This is a genomic window from Prochlorococcus sp. MIT2308, from assembly GCF_059772345.1.
The window spans coordinates 486,045-504,714 of the sequence record NZ_CM186283.1 but is presented as its reverse complement, the minus strand read 5'-3'; the positions used below and the strand labels follow the sequence as shown (position 1 = coordinate 504,714).

28 protein-coding genes are annotated in these 18,670 nt (G+C 31.0%); 18 read left to right on the top strand and 10 right to left on the bottom strand.

Annotated elements, in window-relative coordinates:
• Positions 1-3: 3 nt before the first annotated feature.
• Positions 4-291, bottom strand: a complete 288-nt coding sequence (locus AC6EIW_RS03095) for a hypothetical protein (RefSeq protein WP_498521135.1) — start codon at positions 289-291, stop codon at positions 4-6.
• A 1,677-nt stretch (positions 292-1,968) separates the two neighbouring features.
• On the opposite strand from AC6EIW_RS03095, the gene AC6EIW_RS03090 reads away from it, so the two are divergent.
• From AC6EIW_RS03090 to AC6EIW_RS03080, 3 genes are all read left to right on the top strand, one after another.
• Positions 1,969-2,151: a PM-15 family protein gene (locus AC6EIW_RS03090; protein WP_498521134.1), complete on the top strand. Its 183-nt coding sequence runs from the start codon at positions 1,969-1,971 to the stop codon at positions 2,149-2,151.
• Positions 2,152-2,502: 351 nt separating this feature from the next.
• On the top strand, positions 2,503-2,763 hold the full coding sequence (locus AC6EIW_RS03085) for a hypothetical protein (RefSeq protein WP_498521133.1): 261 nt from the start codon (positions 2,503-2,505) through the stop codon (positions 2,761-2,763).
• 162 nt (positions 2,764-2,925) lie between these two features.
• Entirely contained in the window at positions 2,926-3,147 is a 222-nt protein-coding gene (locus tag AC6EIW_RS03080; RefSeq protein ID WP_498521132.1) for a hypothetical protein, read from the top strand.
• 177 nt (positions 3,148-3,324) lie between these two features.
• Here the strand turns inward: AC6EIW_RS03080 and AC6EIW_RS03075 are convergent, their stop codons facing one another.
• Both AC6EIW_RS03075 and AC6EIW_RS03070 read right to left on the bottom strand, forming a co-directional pair.
• Positions 3,325-3,513: a hypothetical protein gene (locus AC6EIW_RS03075; protein WP_498521131.1), complete on the bottom strand. Its 189-nt coding sequence runs from the start codon at positions 3,511-3,513 to the stop codon at positions 3,325-3,327.
• Positions 3,514-3,570: 57 nt separating this feature from the next.
• Positions 3,571-3,735 (bottom strand): hypothetical protein, encoded by a 165-nt coding sequence (locus AC6EIW_RS03070; protein WP_498507525.1) that lies wholly within the window; start codon positions 3,733-3,735, stop codon positions 3,571-3,573.
• Between the two features lie 577 nt (positions 3,736-4,312).
• On the opposite strand from AC6EIW_RS03070, the gene AC6EIW_RS03065 reads away from it, so the two are divergent.
• Positions 4,313-4,534 carry a DUF2839 domain-containing protein gene (locus AC6EIW_RS03065; RefSeq protein WP_498521130.1) on the top strand — a complete coding sequence of 74 codons (222 nt, stop codon included), beginning with the start codon at positions 4,313-4,315 and terminating at the stop codon, positions 4,532-4,534.
• A gap of 15 nt (positions 4,535-4,549) precedes the next feature.
• On the opposite strand, the gene AC6EIW_RS03060 is transcribed toward AC6EIW_RS03065, so the two are convergent.
• On the bottom strand, positions 4,550-4,696 hold the full coding sequence (locus tag AC6EIW_RS03060) for a hypothetical protein (RefSeq protein ID WP_498521129.1): 147 nt from the start codon (positions 4,694-4,696) through the stop codon (positions 4,550-4,552).
• Between the two features lie 689 nt (positions 4,697-5,385).
• Here AC6EIW_RS03060 and AC6EIW_RS03055 point away from each other — a divergent pair.
• From AC6EIW_RS03055 to AC6EIW_RS03045, 3 genes are all read left to right on the top strand, one after another.
• The gene (locus AC6EIW_RS03055; RefSeq protein WP_498521127.1) at positions 5,386-5,547 is read left to right on the top strand and encodes a hypothetical protein; all 162 of its coding nucleotides are present in this window, start codon (positions 5,386-5,388) and stop codon (positions 5,545-5,547) included.
• A 334-nt stretch (positions 5,548-5,881) separates the two neighbouring features.
• Positions 5,882-6,313: a hypothetical protein gene (locus AC6EIW_RS03050; RefSeq protein ID WP_498521126.1), complete on the top strand. Its 432-nt coding sequence runs from the start codon at positions 5,882-5,884 to the stop codon at positions 6,311-6,313.
• Between the two features lie 1,144 nt (positions 6,314-7,457).
• Positions 7,458-7,997 (top strand): hypothetical protein, encoded by a 540-nt coding sequence (locus AC6EIW_RS03045; RefSeq protein WP_498521125.1) that lies wholly within the window; start codon positions 7,458-7,460, stop codon positions 7,995-7,997.
• 256 nt (positions 7,998-8,253) lie between these two features.
• Here the strand turns inward: AC6EIW_RS03045 and AC6EIW_RS03040 are convergent, their stop codons facing one another.
• Positions 8,254-8,436, bottom strand: a complete 183-nt coding sequence (locus AC6EIW_RS03040) for a hypothetical protein (RefSeq protein WP_498521124.1) — start codon at positions 8,434-8,436, stop codon at positions 8,254-8,256.
• Between the two features lie 336 nt (positions 8,437-8,772).
• On the opposite strand from AC6EIW_RS03040, the gene AC6EIW_RS03035 reads away from it, so the two are divergent.
• Positions 8,773-9,009, top strand: coding sequence for a hypothetical protein (locus AC6EIW_RS03035; protein ID WP_498521123.1), 237 nt, complete (start codon positions 8,773-8,775; stop codon positions 9,007-9,009).
• A gap of 377 nt (positions 9,010-9,386) precedes the next feature.
• The gene (locus tag AC6EIW_RS03030) at positions 9,387-9,590 is read left to right on the top strand and encodes a hypothetical protein (protein WP_498521122.1); all 204 of its coding nucleotides are present in this window, start codon (positions 9,387-9,389) and stop codon (positions 9,588-9,590) included.
• Positions 9,591-9,787: 197 nt separating this feature from the next.
• Here the strand turns inward: AC6EIW_RS03030 and AC6EIW_RS03025 are convergent, their stop codons facing one another.
• Positions 9,788-9,952 carry a hypothetical protein gene (locus tag AC6EIW_RS03025; protein WP_498521121.1) on the bottom strand — a complete coding sequence of 55 codons (165 nt, stop codon included), beginning with the start codon at positions 9,950-9,952 and terminating at the stop codon, positions 9,788-9,790.
• Positions 9,953-10,463: 511 nt separating this feature from the next.
• On the opposite strand from AC6EIW_RS03025, the gene AC6EIW_RS03020 reads away from it, so the two are divergent.
• Complete coding sequence (locus AC6EIW_RS03020) at positions 10,464-10,781, top strand: hypothetical protein (RefSeq protein ID WP_498521120.1); 318 nt, start codon at positions 10,464-10,466, stop codon at positions 10,779-10,781.
• 98 nt (positions 10,782-10,879) lie between these two features.
• Here AC6EIW_RS03020 and nei read toward each other — a convergent pair whose 3' ends face one another.
• The 4 genes from nei to AC6EIW_RS03000 form a co-directional block, all read right to left on the bottom strand.
• On the bottom strand, positions 10,880-11,725 hold the full coding sequence (gene nei, locus AC6EIW_RS03015) for an endonuclease VIII (protein ID WP_498521119.1): 846 nt from the start codon (positions 11,723-11,725) through the stop codon (positions 10,880-10,882).
• Positions 11,726-11,925: 200 nt separating this feature from the next.
• A complete protein-coding gene (locus AC6EIW_RS03010; protein ID WP_498521118.1) occupies positions 11,926-12,552 on the bottom strand; it encodes a hypothetical protein in 627 nt (208 codons plus the stop codon).
• 183 nt (positions 12,553-12,735) lie between these two features.
• On the bottom strand, positions 12,736-12,945 hold the full coding sequence (locus tag AC6EIW_RS03005) for a hypothetical protein (RefSeq protein WP_498521117.1): 210 nt from the start codon (positions 12,943-12,945) through the stop codon (positions 12,736-12,738).
• A gap of 159 nt (positions 12,946-13,104) precedes the next feature.
• Positions 13,105-13,329, bottom strand: coding sequence for a hypothetical protein (locus tag AC6EIW_RS03000; protein ID WP_498521116.1), 225 nt, complete (start codon positions 13,327-13,329; stop codon positions 13,105-13,107).
• Between the two features lie 409 nt (positions 13,330-13,738).
• Here AC6EIW_RS03000 and AC6EIW_RS02995 point away from each other — a divergent pair, with 409 nt between their 5' ends.
• From AC6EIW_RS02995 to AC6EIW_RS02960, 8 genes are all read left to right on the top strand, one after another.
• Entirely contained in the window at positions 13,739-13,918 is a 180-nt protein-coding gene (locus AC6EIW_RS02995; RefSeq protein WP_498521115.1) for a hypothetical protein, read from the top strand.
• Between the two features lie 125 nt (positions 13,919-14,043).
• Positions 14,044-14,334: a cytochrome oxidase gene (locus AC6EIW_RS02990; protein WP_498521114.1), complete on the top strand. Its 291-nt coding sequence runs from the start codon at positions 14,044-14,046 to the stop codon at positions 14,332-14,334.
• 156 nt (positions 14,335-14,490) lie between these two features.
• Positions 14,491-14,664, top strand: coding sequence for a hypothetical protein (locus tag AC6EIW_RS02985; protein ID WP_498521113.1), 174 nt, complete (start codon positions 14,491-14,493; stop codon positions 14,662-14,664).
• A 466-nt stretch (positions 14,665-15,130) separates the two neighbouring features.
• Positions 15,131-15,334, top strand: coding sequence for a hypothetical protein (locus AC6EIW_RS02980; RefSeq protein ID WP_498521112.1), 204 nt, complete (start codon positions 15,131-15,133; stop codon positions 15,332-15,334).
• A 319-nt stretch (positions 15,335-15,653) separates the two neighbouring features.
• Positions 15,654-15,962, top strand: a complete 309-nt coding sequence (locus AC6EIW_RS02975) for a hypothetical protein (RefSeq protein ID WP_498521111.1) — start codon at positions 15,654-15,656, stop codon at positions 15,960-15,962.
• A gap of 974 nt (positions 15,963-16,936) precedes the next feature.
• Positions 16,937-17,134 (top strand): hypothetical protein, encoded by a 198-nt coding sequence (locus tag AC6EIW_RS02970; protein ID WP_498521110.1) that lies wholly within the window; start codon positions 16,937-16,939, stop codon positions 17,132-17,134.
• A gap of 307 nt (positions 17,135-17,441) precedes the next feature.
• The gene (locus AC6EIW_RS02965; RefSeq protein WP_498521109.1) at positions 17,442-17,759 is read left to right on the top strand and encodes a hypothetical protein; all 318 of its coding nucleotides are present in this window, start codon (positions 17,442-17,444) and stop codon (positions 17,757-17,759) included.
• A 328-nt stretch (positions 17,760-18,087) separates the two neighbouring features.
• Entirely contained in the window at positions 18,088-18,327 is a 240-nt protein-coding gene (locus tag AC6EIW_RS02960) for a hypothetical protein (RefSeq protein WP_498521108.1), read from the top strand.
• The last annotated feature ends 343 nt before the right edge of the window (positions 18,328-18,670 follow it).

The window sequence follows — 18,670 nt, the reverse complement described above, 5'->3', positions numbered from 1 at the left end:
TTTTTAATAGCTCAATACAAGAACATCTAATTTTCGAAAAATCTTATCTGCAATTTGTTTAGGTACTTTATAACTTCTATCACCATTAGTTTGATTGGATACGCAGTAGGCATTTAGTTCGTTTTTTCTATGGAAAATTCTTTTTATTCTGTCAATAACATTTCTGCGACTTAATTTAGTTCTTTGGGCATCGCCAGCATTTTCCACTTTACCCAGTTGGCTATTTGTTTTTGTTTTATACTTTCTTATTCGCCAATGGCTAATCATTCTTTTAGATTGTATTAATGTCATGCCAGCAAAATTATATATGTCTAGATATTGGTCATTATTCCAAATTTCTTGACCAGGATGGCGGTTTGGGCTATTCGTATAGCCTCATATCCTGTGCCATAAACAGTCAAATATTTTTTAGAGAAAAACTTCATTTTTTTCAATTTTAACTCAAAGTATTGAATCTTATGATTGAACTTTCCGTTAATTTATTAATAGGTAACCAATTAATTTTTAGTGCTAACTAAATATTTATTTGTTACGGTTGGGGGCAATGACATGGACTCGAATTGATGTTCCAGAACACAAAATCGAAGAGACCCAAAATGGACTAGACGAATATGTCTTTTTTTTATTCTTCCTTGTTGCCATTACTTCAATTGAACCTTGCAAGATGCTGAACCATTTAAAGGTGCAAAAGAACTTTACTACTAGCCTTGATTACGTTCTTAAAGACAGAGTGATATTTGATACGCCAGATTGAATCTTCTGCACTGTAATTTTTCATCTTGTCTATTCACTCTGATTGATTTCTAACAGTTAATTTTGTCGTGAATTAGGATCTCTTAAAGAAATCAACTACAGTTTAAATTTAACGTTTGATTTTCTTCGAAAGCCTTTGAACTGTTTTTCTTTCGTTGAATTTTTTATGCCAGAATATTTCATCTTACTTTTAATAAATGAATACATCAGCAATCTTTCTGCCTCTATTACGAACTTAAATTTTTGTGTGTTCTTTCATTATTAGGTTCACTCGTACCCTTTTAGAGGAGAATCTATATAGATCTGCCCGTTATTAAGCTGTGTATAGCAGGATTAAATCTATAGAGAAGGAAAATAACTAAGAAAAGGACATTTAACCCAGTAAAGACCCCAAATTGAATCCACAAAAATGTCCGGCTTACATCAGGATTATCAAATCCGGCATTAACACGAAATGTTTTTTCCATTTTTGAAAAAGTATTTATTTAGATATAGGTAACTTTCTGATCGTTGTCGGGTAGACATTATAAAAAGTTGCAATAACCTCCTTCAATATCCATTTATTTATGTACCTGTTATGAATTTTGAGTTAACAGTTTGGTCTAATGTAATAAAAGAGCTTTGATGGAGTTATGTGGTTTAAGTGTTGAGAGCAAAAATAAGTTAAAGATCCGATCTAACTAGAAGACAAGCTTTAAATAATTAGAAAAGTGTCATAGTGTTTGTTAGGTATGTCCAAACAGAACTGTGTTCTTAGATACGTTATGGAGCAAGCGGGAAGCTATTACCCCTTGCATTAATGACAAATAGGTAACCATTTATCAGTATTGGGATAATGAAAGCGAGAATGAGATTTTTTTATTAATTTCCAGTTAAAAATTAAGTGTTATCCACAGAAGAAAAAATATTGATTAAACCTTGCCAATGCACGTCTTTTTTAATAAAAAAGACCCTAGGGATGGTGCCCTGTTTATCTAGGTGATGGTGAATTTAGTTTTACCTCTTGCTTTTTAATGCATCACCCTCCTCCATATCTAGGGTCTATTATTAAAGTTTTGTAAAATAAATCTGTATATGGCGTTATAAGAATTTGAAATTTCCTGAGTTCTTCCTAATGTTTCATTGACTGGGTGATGGGTCTCAGTCTTTTTTTGATAAATGTTCAAGCATCGGTATTCAAATTGATGCTTGATTTTTAATTCTTAAACAATTTCTATGAATCTTGGATTTCTTTTTCTTAAATCGATTTCAACTGGAGTTATCACTTCAGATGAGATGAATTGGGTGGCATCAAATCAACCTAATTTTTCACGAGTTGAAGAAGCAACAGCTTTGAAACTGGGTAGACTATTAGATAGAGGTTTAATTCAAATTAGCTGCCGTACTCGTTACAATTAACACTTATAAAGCTACCAGAAAAGAATGAATTATTCTGATTTGGATTTGCGGCAAGTCTGTTTCATTGATCTCAACAGGCTAAATTTGACGGTTTTTCAATCAGGGGGCTAATTACTCTCTTATGAATTGATCACATGCACAGCAAAATAACAAAATCAAGACTTTTTCTTACTGTTCAAAGCTTCGATCATCAAGAACTTTAACTAATAATTAATAACTCTTTTCAACCTCTTAGGTAAGTATATATTTCTTTTTTAATTCCTATTGTTTTTGGGTATGCATAATTTCTTCTAACTGTCTCTGATACCTGTTAGCAATTCATGATTCTCTATGTAACGCTGAATAGTATTTTTGGCTCAGTCCACTACATTTAGTGTACTTTTTGATGCAGGAATGCCCTTTGCACTACATTCGTCGTCGGTTTACGAAGAAATCGTCGCTCATGCAAACTTAAATATGATGACCAAACTTACTGACTACGTAGTATCCTCTGGTATTTCTGATTGTTTTGGAGCGAAAGAGAGAAGCGATGCTTTTCGCAGAGCCTGGATTTCTGCTACTGAAGCAACTCTGGTAGAACGTAAAGAAAGAAATTTACTTCCATTAGATTAAAAGTCGTTTTTTTTAAGCTCTAATCATTGGTTAAAGAATTTCTTTTTATTCTTTAACCAAGCTTGTTAATAATGAAACGTAGTGTTTTAAGTTGAAGTGTTTTTCTTGACTCGTAATAAGAAGTTCTTATTCTTGGTGTATAACTAATCATTTTTTTATAGGATGACCATTGCGACGTCATACAGATATAGAGATAGAAGTATTTTTGATCTTAAGATTTTATTAGAGGCAGTAAGATTTATAGTTGTTAATTTTATTTTGACCTTTATTTTTTTCTTCCTTATTGTTGAAGAATTTGAATGGATAATATTTTCATCTAGAGAAGGAATTAAAGATAAGGTCGTTGACTTTACATTATGGAATGTCAAAACATTAATTTGCTAGCTTATTCATAGCGTTGGATGTGAAGTTTCTAGATTTTTTTATGAACTTCTTAAATTTCTAGAAATTTGCTTGCAATTTGCAATTGATTTTTATTTCATCATCTACTTATTTAAAGATGTTGATAAATAATTAAACCGGAACAGAGGTTAATGATTACCTTTTAATTTGAATGATGATTTATGACTTTTTATTCCCTATCCAGTCTTCAGGCTTTTTCATCATCCAATTCATAATTCCGTCACTATCCATATTCCTTGAGCTCAAGCCAAAGGCAACGATAAATAAAATACTAAATGAAATTATTATGGTGAGTAAAAGAGGGTTTATTCCCATTTCAGAAAGAGTAAGACTAAAAAAATATTGCATGATTTGAAAGTGAAAATTCTTTTATTCAAATTTTAAAACTTAGAGGTGTGCGATTGATTATCCATGCCATAAAAGCTCAGATAATTCGTTTTTTTCCATAGAGATGAACTGTTGAAACATTGTCTCTTCGTACAACCTTCTAAGCTCCTTCTCATTTGCTTTATTTGCCATAGCCTTTGCTAAATTTCTTGCTATCTCTTGATGATTAAGCTCCTGTCCCATTTGTTCATAAATTATTTATTCCTTTCTAGAATTAATTATTTGTTTGACTTCAATAGTATTCACATAATGTATTTAGAATGTATCAAATTTTCTAATTAAATGAATTTGTGTCTCTAAATATCCATATGATTCATATTTGGATACGGGAGAAAAAGGTTTGGTTCATGCTGCGGAAATTACAGAGATTGTCAACTTACATAAGCAATCAGAGCAGTATCCGCATAAAAACCTTCTTTCAAAGTAGGTTCTTTTGCTTCTTAGACCTTAGCTAGCAGTTGCTAGCTGTGCTAAGTCATTAACTTGATTTGCTGAGTATGGTCTATTTTTTTTAGTCCTCTTCACTTTATATTTTCTCAGCAAGTTCTCTAAGCATTTGGCAATTACGTCTTTTGCTCAAATGAACTCTTCTTTCATCCCATCTACGCAATCTAAAACAGTTTCCCATGCACCTCATATTCTTTTGGGTCTACTTTTTCAGTCATGCGCAATGAATTATTTTTTTTATTAAACCGTCTATATCTTTTTAAGCCCAAGACCAACTCCGATTTATCTTTAGAGTATTACGTCCTCTTTTTTTATGGGAGAAGCTAAAAGAAGAAAAGAATTGGGACTCCCTCCAAGACAGAAAAAAGTTGAGTTAAAGTTGCCTGTGCTTGATAAAGAAAATATTCAAAAAAAAGTTAGGTCTTTTTTGTATAAGAATCCAATTGTTCCATTTGTTTTTTATGGCCTTGTACTTGGAGCTTTTGTTTGGGGGCTATATATTCTCGTTAAAGGTTATCAATTAATTAAGTCTTAGAACACTCTCTAGTAATTACACATTTTTTGGGTTCAATTGTCCAGCAATACTACTCACTATTTGGCCATAAAAACTACCAGTAATGAGAATTCCTGGCTGACTAAGAAAAAATGTATTCCAATCAGATGCAAAATTATCTCCACCGTTCAATAAGTTGAACATCTCCGTAACACTTTCAGAGGGAGAATAATAATCTAGGCAAGAGTCTAGATGCTAGTCCATACATGAATGCTCGTCTAACGAAAAGATCATTACCCAATAATAGCTGTAAATCCTCTCACCTTCTTCTTTTTCTTGTAATTCAATAAACGTTCTTTTCCGTATTTATTACTTGAAAGTGTCTGGACTGTAGGTATAACTAGCACAACTTGAAAAGTTTTATGGCTTTCATTTCTCGTTTGATTAACAAAAGGATCTCTAACTTAATTAGTAAATTTAATATTTCAACTAAAGTTGTTGCACAGTCTTCTAACGACTACCCACTTGATGGTATGGGTGATCACCATAGGTTCTTGCTTTAAGAAATCACCATAGCTTGCAGAATCGAGGGTGAGTTTGACACTTAGGCAAGATTCTCTTCAGTCGTTACAACTGTTCTTTAATTTTATAAAAATCCAATAGTAAGATTTATATGATTGGTTTATGAAATATAACTGAAAAGATCTTTTATTAGATGGTGCGATTATGGCTGTTTTTTGTTGGTGCGTTGCTATGGTCATTGGATAATTTCCTGCAACCTTCAGCAAATTTCTAACTTTTCTTAAATAAGAATGTATATCTACTTTCACTTGCTTGTTGATAATATTCTTGAATCAGGGGCACTATATTTCTCTTAAACACAAGGAAAAAAAATGATTCAAATCATCGCATCCTCTACACAATCTAACCTTCTAATCTATGTTGGTGGAGGTGGTTTCATTTTATTGGGAAGTTTTTTCTTTGGTCGATTAGTCACGTTCTTTTTCCCAAAAAACCCATTGATCAGAAACGGGAAAAAAGAAAAAGTTGAATGAATCTTAAATTCTATAAGTTAATACTTGTGATTCTGTTTTTTTATTGGCGAAAATGAGATTGCAATATTTACCTCATTTTTTGAGAAGCAAGTTAACAAGTTTCTACCCACCTTTCATCTCGAAAACGTTTATTCAGGCAAAATCAAGTTTTTTCATGGTCAGTAAATGAAACAAATTTTGTCTAAACGTGAATCGCGGCTAAAAATAATGTTTGAACCTCTCCTTAATAAATGCCCCTAAATAAACCAATTCCTGATTCTGTGATTAATTATTGGAAAAATGTAGTCAATAATTTAAAGTCGAAATTCAGTGATCCTAAAAAAGACAACTAGTTATGGATCCAATACAAGTCTTAGGCCAAAATGATCTTAGGAGAGAGGTTCAAGTTAAAGATGAAAACACGGCAGGTCAGTTGTTAGTTAAAAATGCACATTCAAAAGAACGGTATGTAAGAGGAATGTCTAAGAATGCGAAAAAACATTACATCAATAGGAAAGATTGTCCTGTTAAAAATCATTTTCTTGGCCTACCAAAGTGGAGCAGAGAGGATGCCGTAAAAGCTTTTGATACTTATCTATGGTCACTACATCAAAAAGATGCAATAGAAAAACCTCTCAAGGATTGGTTTAATGCCAGAGTAAAGGAGTTAATGGCTGGACATAATTTAGATCTTATTGATGATATTGATTTTGTAAAAGGGAATAATGATTCTCATGGTTTTACTTTGAAAAATTATATTGAATATTTAGCTAAAGAAATCCATTGAATTAAGCACCTCACAGCTTTTAGAGCATTAATACTTGTATGAGATCTATTCTTATAGCCGTAACAGCTACTCACAAGGTATGAGAACTAAAAATTTATGATGAATAATTTGGGTTAAAAGTTGATTCTCGTTCGATTTTTATTTATATCAATGAAAAATAACTGGAAAGAGCCTAAAAGGAGTCGCTTTATGATTCATTATTTCTTGAACGCTTTCTTTGCTAGTTTCTTCCCGATTACGTTGAAGTTAATGAGACTCTGATTCATTAGTTTAACTAATTATTGAAAACCCCACCTCGAAACTGTCACGTGTTTGAATATTTGTCCTTAGTTTTGATGTATCTTTCCACATTCACCTGCGAGTACAAGGTCAAATGGCTCAACGAATCAACGTTGCATTAAATTCAATCCCATCAGGATGCAGAGATTTAGCTGAATTTGCTTTCTTCTGCGGAGTTGGTTTTACTTTTGGGAGTTTAGGTCTCATATGATCTCAATCCAAAGTCAAATTTGAAACAAGAAATTTTTTATGTATGAGTTTAAAGACACGATTCATGACACATCTTATGTGATCACAGATTAATCACTTTGTAAATCTATAAAAAAAAATAATTTCGCGTTTAGCCCTACCTCAACCGAACTTCAGTTAAACCAGATTTTTTTTTATCCGTAAAAAATCAATCACAAAAAAATAGCAAACTCCTACAAGTACAAAGACTACTACCACTTAAAAAAAACTGCCCTAAAAATCTTAGTAATTTGGAATCTTCCAGCATTACTTTTCTTGGCTAGTGCATTCCAAGTTGGCTATTCAGGAATGGTTTTAAAAAAATGGAATTGAATACTTTTAGGCCGATTATTCAGCATTTTGATGGATTTTAAAGAACAATCTGTTCAATAAATGAGTCGATATACAAGTTTTACTTTAAATTGCGCTTAACTTAAGGCACCATATGAATTCTTTTTTTTGCTTGGTTTTTTCAACATTTCAATTGAAGTTAAAGAATTTAACAACCATGGATTAGATGATCTCGGTAGTAATTGGATGCAATACATTTAAATGACTTTTTTCTTTCAGCCGTGGATACTTTTTGTATAAATTAGATTAAAATCATTGAATCTAATCGAAGAAGAGTTGCATCCATATGACAGAACTAATTGAAGTGCTTGGACAATTTGATGTCAGGAGAGGTAATGTCGCTACTGAAAGTGAAAAAGGACAAACCGGTCCGATCTCAATTGATAAAGTGCGAATAACTAATACATTTGACGGAGATCAATTAAATGCTGCTTTAGATGCAGTAAATAATAAAAAAACATATGTCAGAGGTTATGAGAATCAAGCTAAAAAGTTCTATATAAGTAGAAAAGACTGTCCAGTAAGAAATTTTTGTGAGGACTTGGCAGGGCCAAATAAAAGAGCAGAAGCAATACAAATGTTTGATGCGTTGTTCTGGGCCTCATGGATTGCTTGTAATGAGATGCCAGCGCAAGCAAGGAAATGGCTCGATGCGAGAGTGAAAGATTATAAAGATGGTACCAAGATGGATTTCATATGTGATTGTCGAAAATTTAGAGGTAATGATGCTGATAAGACTCAGGCAAGCGAGATGACTAGGGCAGAATATCCTTTCGATTGTCATGGTTATACCCTTAAGAAATACATTGAAGAACAAGCTATGTAAATAAACAATATTTTTTTATAATTTAATTGCCTTTTAATGAATCCAAAATTTTAGTTTCAGTTCTTGTCTTAATTTAAACAATGACCTAAATATATGTATTTTATTTTTATCTTCTAGTTTTTTTTTTTTTTTTTTTCAAATTAAATATATTTCCCCATAACTAACTTCTAGTATTTTGGAGTATTTGATCTCAGGTCTTAATACTCACACTATGATCATTTAGGGAAATCTCCCATTCTGCCTTTAAGTCAATGCACTAAGAAAACCACATTCCACCATCCTTGCTTGCTTCTAGGAAACACTTGTTTTGTTCCTTAATACCCTCAATCAAATTTTCTGACTTTTGCAACTCAATTTTTTGATTGTTTAGAGGTTTTGCTTTTATTGGCCACAGCCTTGATAGCAATGATCTTGTTCTTGCCCTAGCAAATGAAACCATCGATCAATAGTCCTAGTGATTAGTTGAAGCTCATTAGCTTCCTATGATTTTTATAGCCTCAAAAAAGAGATTACCCATTATGTTTGTCATGAGATAAAGATCAGAATGGACGGAGATCTAACTGATGGTGTGAATTTTCCCGATTTATTTTTACTCATATGTATCCTTTTTTTGCCTTTGCTTTTTTTAAAGTTACTTTGCTTAGAGCAAGAGGCTGAGTTGAGAAAGATCAGCTAGAAAGGGTTAATGAAATTCTTTTTACCGATTTACCAAGATCTTAATGATTACTTTGCTGTAAGGACTAAGACTATATCCCGTATAGCTATAGCGGACATTATGGATAACAGTATGCTGATTAGATGGTATAGCAAAATCTTTGATAGTTATCTAATCGTAAAAGACTTGAAAGGTTTTGGGTATTTTGAATCTGATTACTCACATGGATATGTACAAGCTACCTTTAAATTTAACAAGCTTGCATTGGAGGTTATACGCTTTCAATTAGACCTTCGTGGACTGAATAGAAGAAACACCAGAGAGATTTCTATCATTGAAGATTCAATGAAAAATTAATTAAACAATCCAAAGACATGTATTTAAGACAGCAGGTATGAGTATCATTAGAAAGGGATAAAGCTAAAGAGTTCGAAAAAAGAAATAACTACAAAAATACTGTTAATCTTCTTAATCTTATTGAACAAGTTAATCAACTTGAAGTTCAAAAGATAGTTTCTACTGGAAATAAATAATGAAAACTATAAAAACCCTTTTCCCATTTATTGCTTAACTTCGGAGTTTCCTCTTGGCGAATAATTCGGAGATGCAAAATAAATGAAACAAAATTACTCAACTGATAACTAAATCAAAACCGTTTCTCTCGAGGGATTCAAACTTATGAATAATTTCCATAATAGTTATCTACAATTTAAGGGAGATATACTCCTTCCTTTGTGATTGAAACTAACGATTTAGAATTAAAGTTGAAACTTTGTAAAGGCTTTATAGTTAAAGAGGTTATCTCATTAGATCCACTAGCAAGGAGGCAATGGCTTTTTACTTACAAAGGGATTATTCAATACGCTGATTCTCATGGAGATGAACTTACGAAAGAGCAGATTATAGGAGCAGATATTTATAGAGGTCTTATTAAGTAAGTAGAAGTATTAATCAAAGAAGAGGATTTTGAAGGGCAAAATTACAATGCTTATAAAAGTCGTGATCCTAATTATGAAACTATTTACAGAAAACGTTTAAAACAAATACGAGAAGATTTTCCAATACCCTATCAATTTAAAGATAGGACTTCATAAAACCTTTACAGGAACAATAATGAAAAAGCTATAAGTGCTATTTATGTGATTCTTTTATTTATTCTTTTTCTTAAAGCCTTTAGTTGATAGTTAAATCTCAACTGCTTTATATGTTGCAGCTTTTCGGCTAGATCGACTGGCATTGACCTTGCAGCTTTAACGAGTTCAAAAGCGTACCTATGAGTATCTTTTTTATAAGAATCCATAGTCGAAGTAAGGACTTATAAATATCATTGCAACTAAACACACACTTTGTCTATGTAAAAAAAAAATTAAGTATTAACGCTGTACGGTTGATAATGAAAATGTCCATTCCAGGGTTCTAAATCGTATATGTCAGATATCTTTCTCCTTCAACATCCAATAGAAAAGTAACTTTTTGTTCTTGTATTTTTTTGTTTTTAAGGCCTCTACTTGAAAATCTGAGCTTTCTTAGAAGTTAATATACTTATTTTAGAAGAGCCTGATGAGGTGGTCTTCCAATACAACGATTTTTTAAATAATATTCAATGGAGAGCGCTAATGATGAAAATTAATGACATACGCTGTTTAAACAACCTTCATTCATTTTGCACGTATTCAAGTTAAGCAGCATAAAGTTCAAGAATATTTTTTACCTGTCACTTAAACTAAAAAGGGTGTTTAATTACACAATCAGGAATGTTGCATCATACTTTTGTTCAAGATAACTAGGATCCCTGTTTTTGTATTAGTTTGATGTCTATAAAAACGATTATAGGACTTAATTTTTTGATCCCTAAAGGTTTTTTGGGCAAATTTATCACGACCAATATTTTTGCTGAATTGGATATTATTGATCAGAAATGTATAAACGTCGCCTTTAAAAAGGTAGTTATAATAGGCCCACAGTTACTAGGTAATGATACAGGCCTTTTTTTAGAAATAAATAACACTCAAAAAGGTTGGCTAGATACAATATTAATAACTAATAAATTGCAAGTATGCACAGGTTATAAGGGGACAACTTTTGCATTATTAACAAGAGACGATCTATCAATTTCTAACTTTTTTTAAGTCAATCGATAATTAAATACATCTCTTTTTTATGCGTTTATCAAAAACCATGTTGTCTTATATTTAGCATTGTTATCCAGGTTCACAATATATAATTTTTATTTTGCAGATTTAATTATACCCCTTTTAATTTGACAACTTGGGCAATAATCAAGTTTCCTTTTTCCATACCATTTTCTCTCTATAACCCTCTTGCAATTTAAACATTCATATTTGTGTCTCATGAATACTGCATGTCTATAAGATCTTCTTGGCTCTCCATTAGCTTTGTTTATATCTGCTAATGATTTTGAGACTGTAAATCCTCCTGTTCTATAAGCTAAACGTGAGATGTTTTTGATTGATTTTGCCCATTGGTAAATTCTCGTTTTATCAAGGTCAAATGGTCTATCGTCTGGATGTATCTTTGCATCGAATAAAATTTCTGAACGAAGATAGTTCCCTAAACCGGCGAAGACTGCCTGATCAAGCATCAAAGTTGAGGCTTTCTTTTTCTGGAACCTTTTCGACATTAACCTTTTCTCTATTATCTCAAAACTACAAGATTCATTTAGGACATCGGGCCCGATTTTCTTTAAGAAAGGATGTTCATTTTCTTGAGATGTTGGTAATAAATCAATATCTGTTGCTGACCACAATCTGACAGTATGTTTATTTGTTTTGAAAACTACTCTTAGTGCTCTTCTTGAGGTGATTTTTGTCGTATTTAAATTGACTGTCCACCTTCCGTATAGTTGATTATGACTATACATTGACCAATCATTCTTAAATCGGATAAGCATTGCCTTCCCTATAGTTGTTATGTCTTTGATATTTGTGTTTTTGACTATTTCCTCGTTCTTTCTTATACGTTCGTAGTAAAAATTGCTTTCAATAATTTCTTTGCCAACTAAAACTTTACTTATCCTATCTGCAGCGCGTCTAATCTCTGGTCCTTCAGGCATATAAAAATAACATCATAGGTTCTATTCAATTAAAATGTGCCATCAAGAAGGTTTGCAAATTCCATGAATAATCTCCTCCTCGAAATCGCTAGCTTTTTTAACTTCACTGATATTGAGTTTTCCCTTCGATAGCTAGCTAGTTCTTAATGTAAATTATTTGATTTATATCAAGGTAAATATGAGGTTCCCATTTTTTGATCTCAACCTTTCAACCAGAGTACGAGCTCACCTCCTTGGCTTCTTGCTGAAAGCCATTCACCACTTTCTTCTAATGCAATTAGGGCGAAAACTGACTTCTCCTCCTCTATAGGTTCTCCAAGAGATTTTCTCAACAAAACATTTGAACCAGAATTGAGTTCAATTACGTTAAAAAAATACAGTAATTTAGGTTGTTCTCCATTTAAAAAACCAGATCCTGAAAACGTTATTGTCAAGATTCCAAATTTAATAGATGTGATAATAGAAAATTTATATAAATCCTCGGTTGAGGTGTCCTTTTTGAACTCTATATTTGCAGAGAAGAGTCTAAGCATTGAACTGAACAGAGAATCTTTTTCATCCTTATCTTTTTTCCATATTGATACAAACTTCCAGTTTCCAATAAGCGAATTCAATCCAATTCCGCTTCCTTGACTTTTTGCATGTTTTTCCAGTTTTATAAGCTTTTCTTTGTCAGGGAGTTTAATTGAAGTCTGTCTCAATAATTCTTCTTTATTTGAATTTTTTCGTGGGGTGATATTTTTTTTATCTCTTTGAAGCAAAAACAAAAGTGGTATTGCTGCAATTAATAATACTGAGTCTATTAACAGGAAATTAGTTATATTCATAGAATTGAGTTTTAAATAAGATCATTTGTAGCAGTTATTCCTTAATTAACCTGTAATGTCTTTTATATATAGTTAGATAAATATGACTATATAGTCAACACTGATTAAAAATAGACCTATTTTTCTCTTGTACTCCTCGTAAGTGTAAAAATGGCAAAAGGATCTTTAAATGAGCTATGTAAATCATTTTTTTTCAATTCTTCCTCTCTCAAATTTCTTATAAAGCACAGAGCCAATAAGGAGTAGAACTATCAAAAACAAATTCTGGTTAAGAATTCCAATAATTAGATAAGCAAATACAGGAATTAATAAGAATCTTTTAGCTGAAAGTTTCTCTTCATGGCTTAAATCATTCCATTCTAGATACCTTCTCCATTGGAAAATTCTTTTCATTTCTCTTCTCTTTTGCTCTTTCTCCTTAAAATACCTGTAAAATAAAAGCCTGAGATAATCTAAGAGTTTCATAATCACATAATTCAGTTTTATTAATCTATGTTATTAAACAGAATAGAATAATTTAAAATAATGAGTGATTAATTTGAGTTTGACATTTTAAATCTTATTTTGCATACTGAGTTTTTCCCAAATATCAATAGATTCTTTTATTAAATCATTAGCATCTTCTTCACTGAGAGAGGTATGGAAATCTCTCATTAGCTTTACATATCTAAGTCTTAGTTCTCCCATTTTTATCTCTCGATCGATCTCGTTAAGAGAAACTTTATTATTGTAGGGTGAGTTTGAGAAATTTTGATTTAAGTTTTGATGACTACTCATTGATAACCATTTAATTGAATTGGTGGCGAGAAAAAGAAAGGATGATATTTGGAAATCCCTAATGTCTCAAGTTGAAAAATACCACTTTTAATTATTTTACTTGCCTTCTTTATTAGTGCGCTTAGGGTTTGTTCGGTTTTAGGAACTTTTTTTATCATTGAATTAAATCTCAATGTTTAGTTGTATGAATGTAATAAGACTTATGTTCTTAATTTTCTTTTGTTTCACTAATGAGAAAATGACATATATGTGTTGACTCTCTTCATTTACCCCAAAAAGATATTGTTTGATTCAGTTTATAAATTCATGTGAGAAATCTTAATTAGCCTCAAGAAAGAATTAGGTGTTAAGACGCACTTGATTGTTGTCGCTAATGACGCATTAATTAACTTATTATTTATTTTGTACCATGACGTCACGAGTATTAGATGATTTTATTGATGATTGTTTCCTTAGTGGAGATGATATTTGCAAATTTAAAATCTATAGATCTAGGAAGTATGAAAACAGAGTCAACCCAATTGCATCTCAATTAATTGCAACTAAGCAAAAGAGCAGTTTAAGCAAGCCTCCAGTTAAGCCTGATTAAAATTCAAATTCTATTTTTTCTCGATACGCTTAATCATCACAACAGTTTTGATCATTAGTTGCATTAAATTGATTATCGTAAGAATTATATGTAAAATAAAAATTATGGTATGTAAATTTTAAACAATGCCATCAAAGAAAAAGCCAGTTCAAGTTCCATGGGATTTAAATGTTGGAGACGATAATTATCTAAAAGAACCTTGGATTCTTAAGAAAGGAAAGGAATTTATCACTATTGAGACTAATAATAATAATAAAGGAAATTTTTATCTTCAGAAAGATAATGAAAAACGTCTATCCTTAAGTGCTTTACAAGCTAAATTGACATATCATCAACTTATTGAATTTGGTTATAAGCTTCAAAAACCAAAGAAGAAGAGACCAAAGCCTCAATCGATTTCTGAGGAATCCAACTAGATACTTTCCTTTTTGTTGAGTGATAAATTGCCAATACTCAACCAGATCATTTAGAAATTGTAATTACTCATAATGAACACTTATTAAAGTGTCTTTGCTTCACTTGATAATTTATATGGCTAGCTTTTACTGAGCTTATATCTATGAAAGATTAGAATGAATAGTTCAAAAGTCATAATTACCAATCCAAATACCATTGATAAACAATTCTCTTTTGAATATGAAGTTGGTTTATCTTCTTACGACTTGGCCTTGATTTCAATCAATAAACTCACCAATAAAAGAACATTTTCTAATAATAACCCTCCCATAACTACCTATTTAATCTAGGTTAAAGCTATTACGTCTATTATGTTACGGCTTTAAGGAAAAAATATATCACATAAGCAATTAATATATTTAGAGTGATAATTTTTTGATTCTCAAATTTAAATATTATACTATTGAAAATGGTTTTTTAATTTTCTTTTGATAACTACTCATAAATTAACAATATGAAGATATACATAACGGCTTTCTGAGGATATCAGTTTAGTAAATTGAAAAATAATTGCTCATCTGCCGTACTCAGAATCATCTTTTGTGTCGTTCGTATTTAATTATAGACAATATACTTCTGTGATTATAGACGTAATAAATGCTGAGGTAAGAAAGCTGAGGTCATAATACTCCAGCATTAAGACGGATTTACAGTTAGCGGCTACTTCTAGTAGATCATTTATTGAAGTAAAACCAAAACTATTAAAACTCATGTTCTTTCTCTAGTTTCCCTATCTAAATATCAATGGTCATAACTATGAAAAATCAAATTTCATCAACTCCAAGTAATCAAAATGATGATTTAAGAAAAAGGCATCAAGCTGAGTTGCAGAGAAAATTTGTTGATCTACAATTTAAGAGAAGTGAATTAGAGAAAAAGTTGAAACGAGTTAATGAAATTCTTTTTTCTTTAGGTAGAGAAATGGAGCAACATTTAGCATATGACCATCTTTACAAGTGACCATTAATATCAAGGTAAATAGCCAATAGTTTTATTTTTTTATACAGCGGGCCTAATTTTTTAACATACCACCTTTCATAATCACAGTATATAGATTAAAAATAATTATGGTGTGTGCGATAATGTAATAATGTCATTGTTTAAGAAAAGATAATTTATGTGTATTTACTATAAGATGTAGATGTTTTTTCTTATTTGTCGACTCTACTATAAAGTACATATTTGTAATCTATAAATAATGATAATTCATAAGAATTATATAAAACAGCTATTATCGTTTACCTTTTCGATTGTTTTAATAGTGTTCTTTTTTCCTATAGTGCTTTCAGCTCAGGAGATCAAATGGCTAGAAGTGTCTAAGACAAATAATGAAGTAATATTTATAGAGCCTAGTTCAATTAATTATGATAATAGAGGCTTTCTTTCAGTTATAACAAAACAATCTGAAGTTGATCCTGAGGATCAAAAAATTATTAATACTGATTCTTTTTTAATGGCTATTGATTGTGAAAATAGATTATATAGCAAACTTCCTGTAACTGGAGACATTAAGCAAGTAAAAGACTGGAAAACTCCATTAAATGATAAGTTAATCAAGAAAACTATTATTAATAGTTGTTCTTACTAATTACCTTTTAAATAAAAATACAATAATTATATTTTCTTTTAATTCTAGCTACTCTATGACAAAGTTTTAGCAAGACAATATTTTTTAAATATAATAATTTTATTCAATGTAGTTCTGTTTATTAGTTTTCTAAGAGTTATATAGCGTAATTCTATTTCTTATTAATTTATTGATGGAGAAGATCAAGAAGCTGGTGGGAAGATGTTAGTCGAATGGTACGAATCAGAAGGAGTCAAGAATAGGCCAGAAACCTAATATGAGGTTTGTTTATGATTGAAGATAGTTCAGGGCACTGTGTCGTTAGGCAGATTCGTTAGAATCGACATGGAAATTGTGGCACCCTTAGAGGAAATTACAGGATATAACTATTCAACCTTATTTAGATCTAGAACAAAAAATCTCATTTATCAGGCAAACTAGGCGATGGATAATACAAAGGAATAAGAATCAAGACCATACTTAAAATCTAAGGATTTTACACTTCATATTTGATAAATTCTTCATAGCTACTTGAAATTCATAGTGAATCATTACTGCATCTGTTTCATAGGAAATTTTGCTTTTTGCTAGTGGGTTGACGAAGTTTTTGACGCATGAAATACGGTATTTGCTTTTTAATCTTATTTAGAACTCCGTATGAGTTTTTGAATCTGATAGAAAAGATTTGTTAGGCAAGTTAGTTTTTAATACCATTCTTATAGATTTTTTCTGTATTCAACTCAAAAAATACAAATATTTTTGTTGCTGCTGCTTCAAGACCTCTTTCTTGAATTTTTCTTCTAGCAAATCCAGTTTTGTATTCCCATTGATATTTGATAGGTACATAAAGTAGATCTAATTAATTCCAAACTAATTTGTGATTGTTAATTAACTCAAAAAAAAAAAAAAAATAAAAGAGACTAATAATTTTTACTAAGAAAAGAATCATTGATCACAATATTCTTATATGCTCTTCTTTAATTGAAAGAGAATTTATGCTGACTGGTTTATTTTCTACTGCTTTCCCATGGCTATGGCTTGCTGGCACTGATTTTGGGGTTAATCATTTCACTACTGATCTGATACTTGTTGTCTCATTTGCAGTTTTGACTGCCCTCCCCATGTCTTTCTTAAGACCAACAATAAAAAAGTGGGAACAAGCTGGGGTAAAGAGCTCTCTTTTTAAAAAGTAGACTTTAAAACTTGAAAGCTAACTTCAATAGGTGCGCTAGCACCTTCTTTTAGTGATTCTTACGGATTGAATTATTGTAAATTATAGATTTAATAAAAAAACTTATATAGCTTTAAGGTTATGATTAATTTTTTTAAAAAAAAGATATTAAAAATAAAGAACAGGTTTGATGTTCAGAAAGTACCAATCATGTTACAGAAAGATTTGGAAACAATGGCTTATTTGAACAAGATTTAAGACGAAAAGATGAAGACATAAGCCAAACTTATCACTAAGAAAGTAGGGTGGATTTAATTAAGGCTTCCGTTATGAATTCCACTGCTGCTCCAACAGTAAATAAACAGGAACTGATTTCATCTGGACTAGTTGAATCAGCAAGCGTAAATTCATTTGCTGATTTCTTGCCATCAAAACTCATTCAAAAAGAAGATATTACTGAAAAAGAAAAAGATGATTTTATAAATACTTTTATTTGCCATTTAATTTTTTATGCCTTCTTTTGCATTTCCCTTGTTTTGCACATAATTATTGATATAGGTATTGGTCCTTTGATTAAAAAGACAATTTTTTATTTGATTAAGTTGACAAGGAATTATCTTGTTGAGAAAAGTCCTGCTTTCGCTTAATCAACAACAACCAAGTAATAAAGAATTATGCTTGAAAGTTAATTCGGTGAATTTTTTTAGCTTTTTGCCTTAAAATTTGAAGCCATAAGAGATTGCTTCTTTTGCTAAATCCATATATTCATTTCTACCTTCAACGTTCTTCATTTTCAATAAAGTAAATGCGTACCTATATGTGTGTTTTTTGCTCATAACCATTATGTCGATGGATAAAATGATCCCTCAAAAATTCGGAATAGATTTTATTTAATTTCGCGATGTGAACTTTTTCAGTCATAAGCCTTGTTATAGCTTTTATTAAATATGTAGATAATTTCTTTTATCTTAAGATATGAGAAATTTTGCAATAGAAACGCCATTATTGAAGTGGAGGAACTTTTACATAAATATGGGTGAAGCTAAAAGGAGAAAAGAACAGGGGTTGCCTCCTAAGACAATAAAAAAAGAAAAGAAGGACGATAGTCCTAATATCATTCAAAAGCTTCGTAGGAATCAAATATTGCCAGTCATTCTAGCTGTCGGGTTTGTGATTTTTTTGATTGTTGATTTGGTTAGGTATTACAACCAATAAAAACTGAATTCAACTTAAATATAATAATGGTTTGCTTATGGCTGATAAAGTTGAAAAATGATTTTGTGGATGGAAATTTTTAAAGTTGATCATCCAACAAGTCAATTTCCGCTCTATAAAAATCAAAATGTAGAATTTATTTCTTATGGGAGATAAGAAAAAAAAGAAGAAATGCAAAAAAAAGAAATGTTCTTCCTGGAAGGGAGGTAAATGTATTTGTCATGGTTAATAAAAACAAACAACTAAACCTTATTACTAGTTGATACCAAGTTCATCTTTTTAGATCCTACAAAGAGTTATGTCTCTCACGCTTAGCCCCAGACAGAAAAACCACATCAGAGGA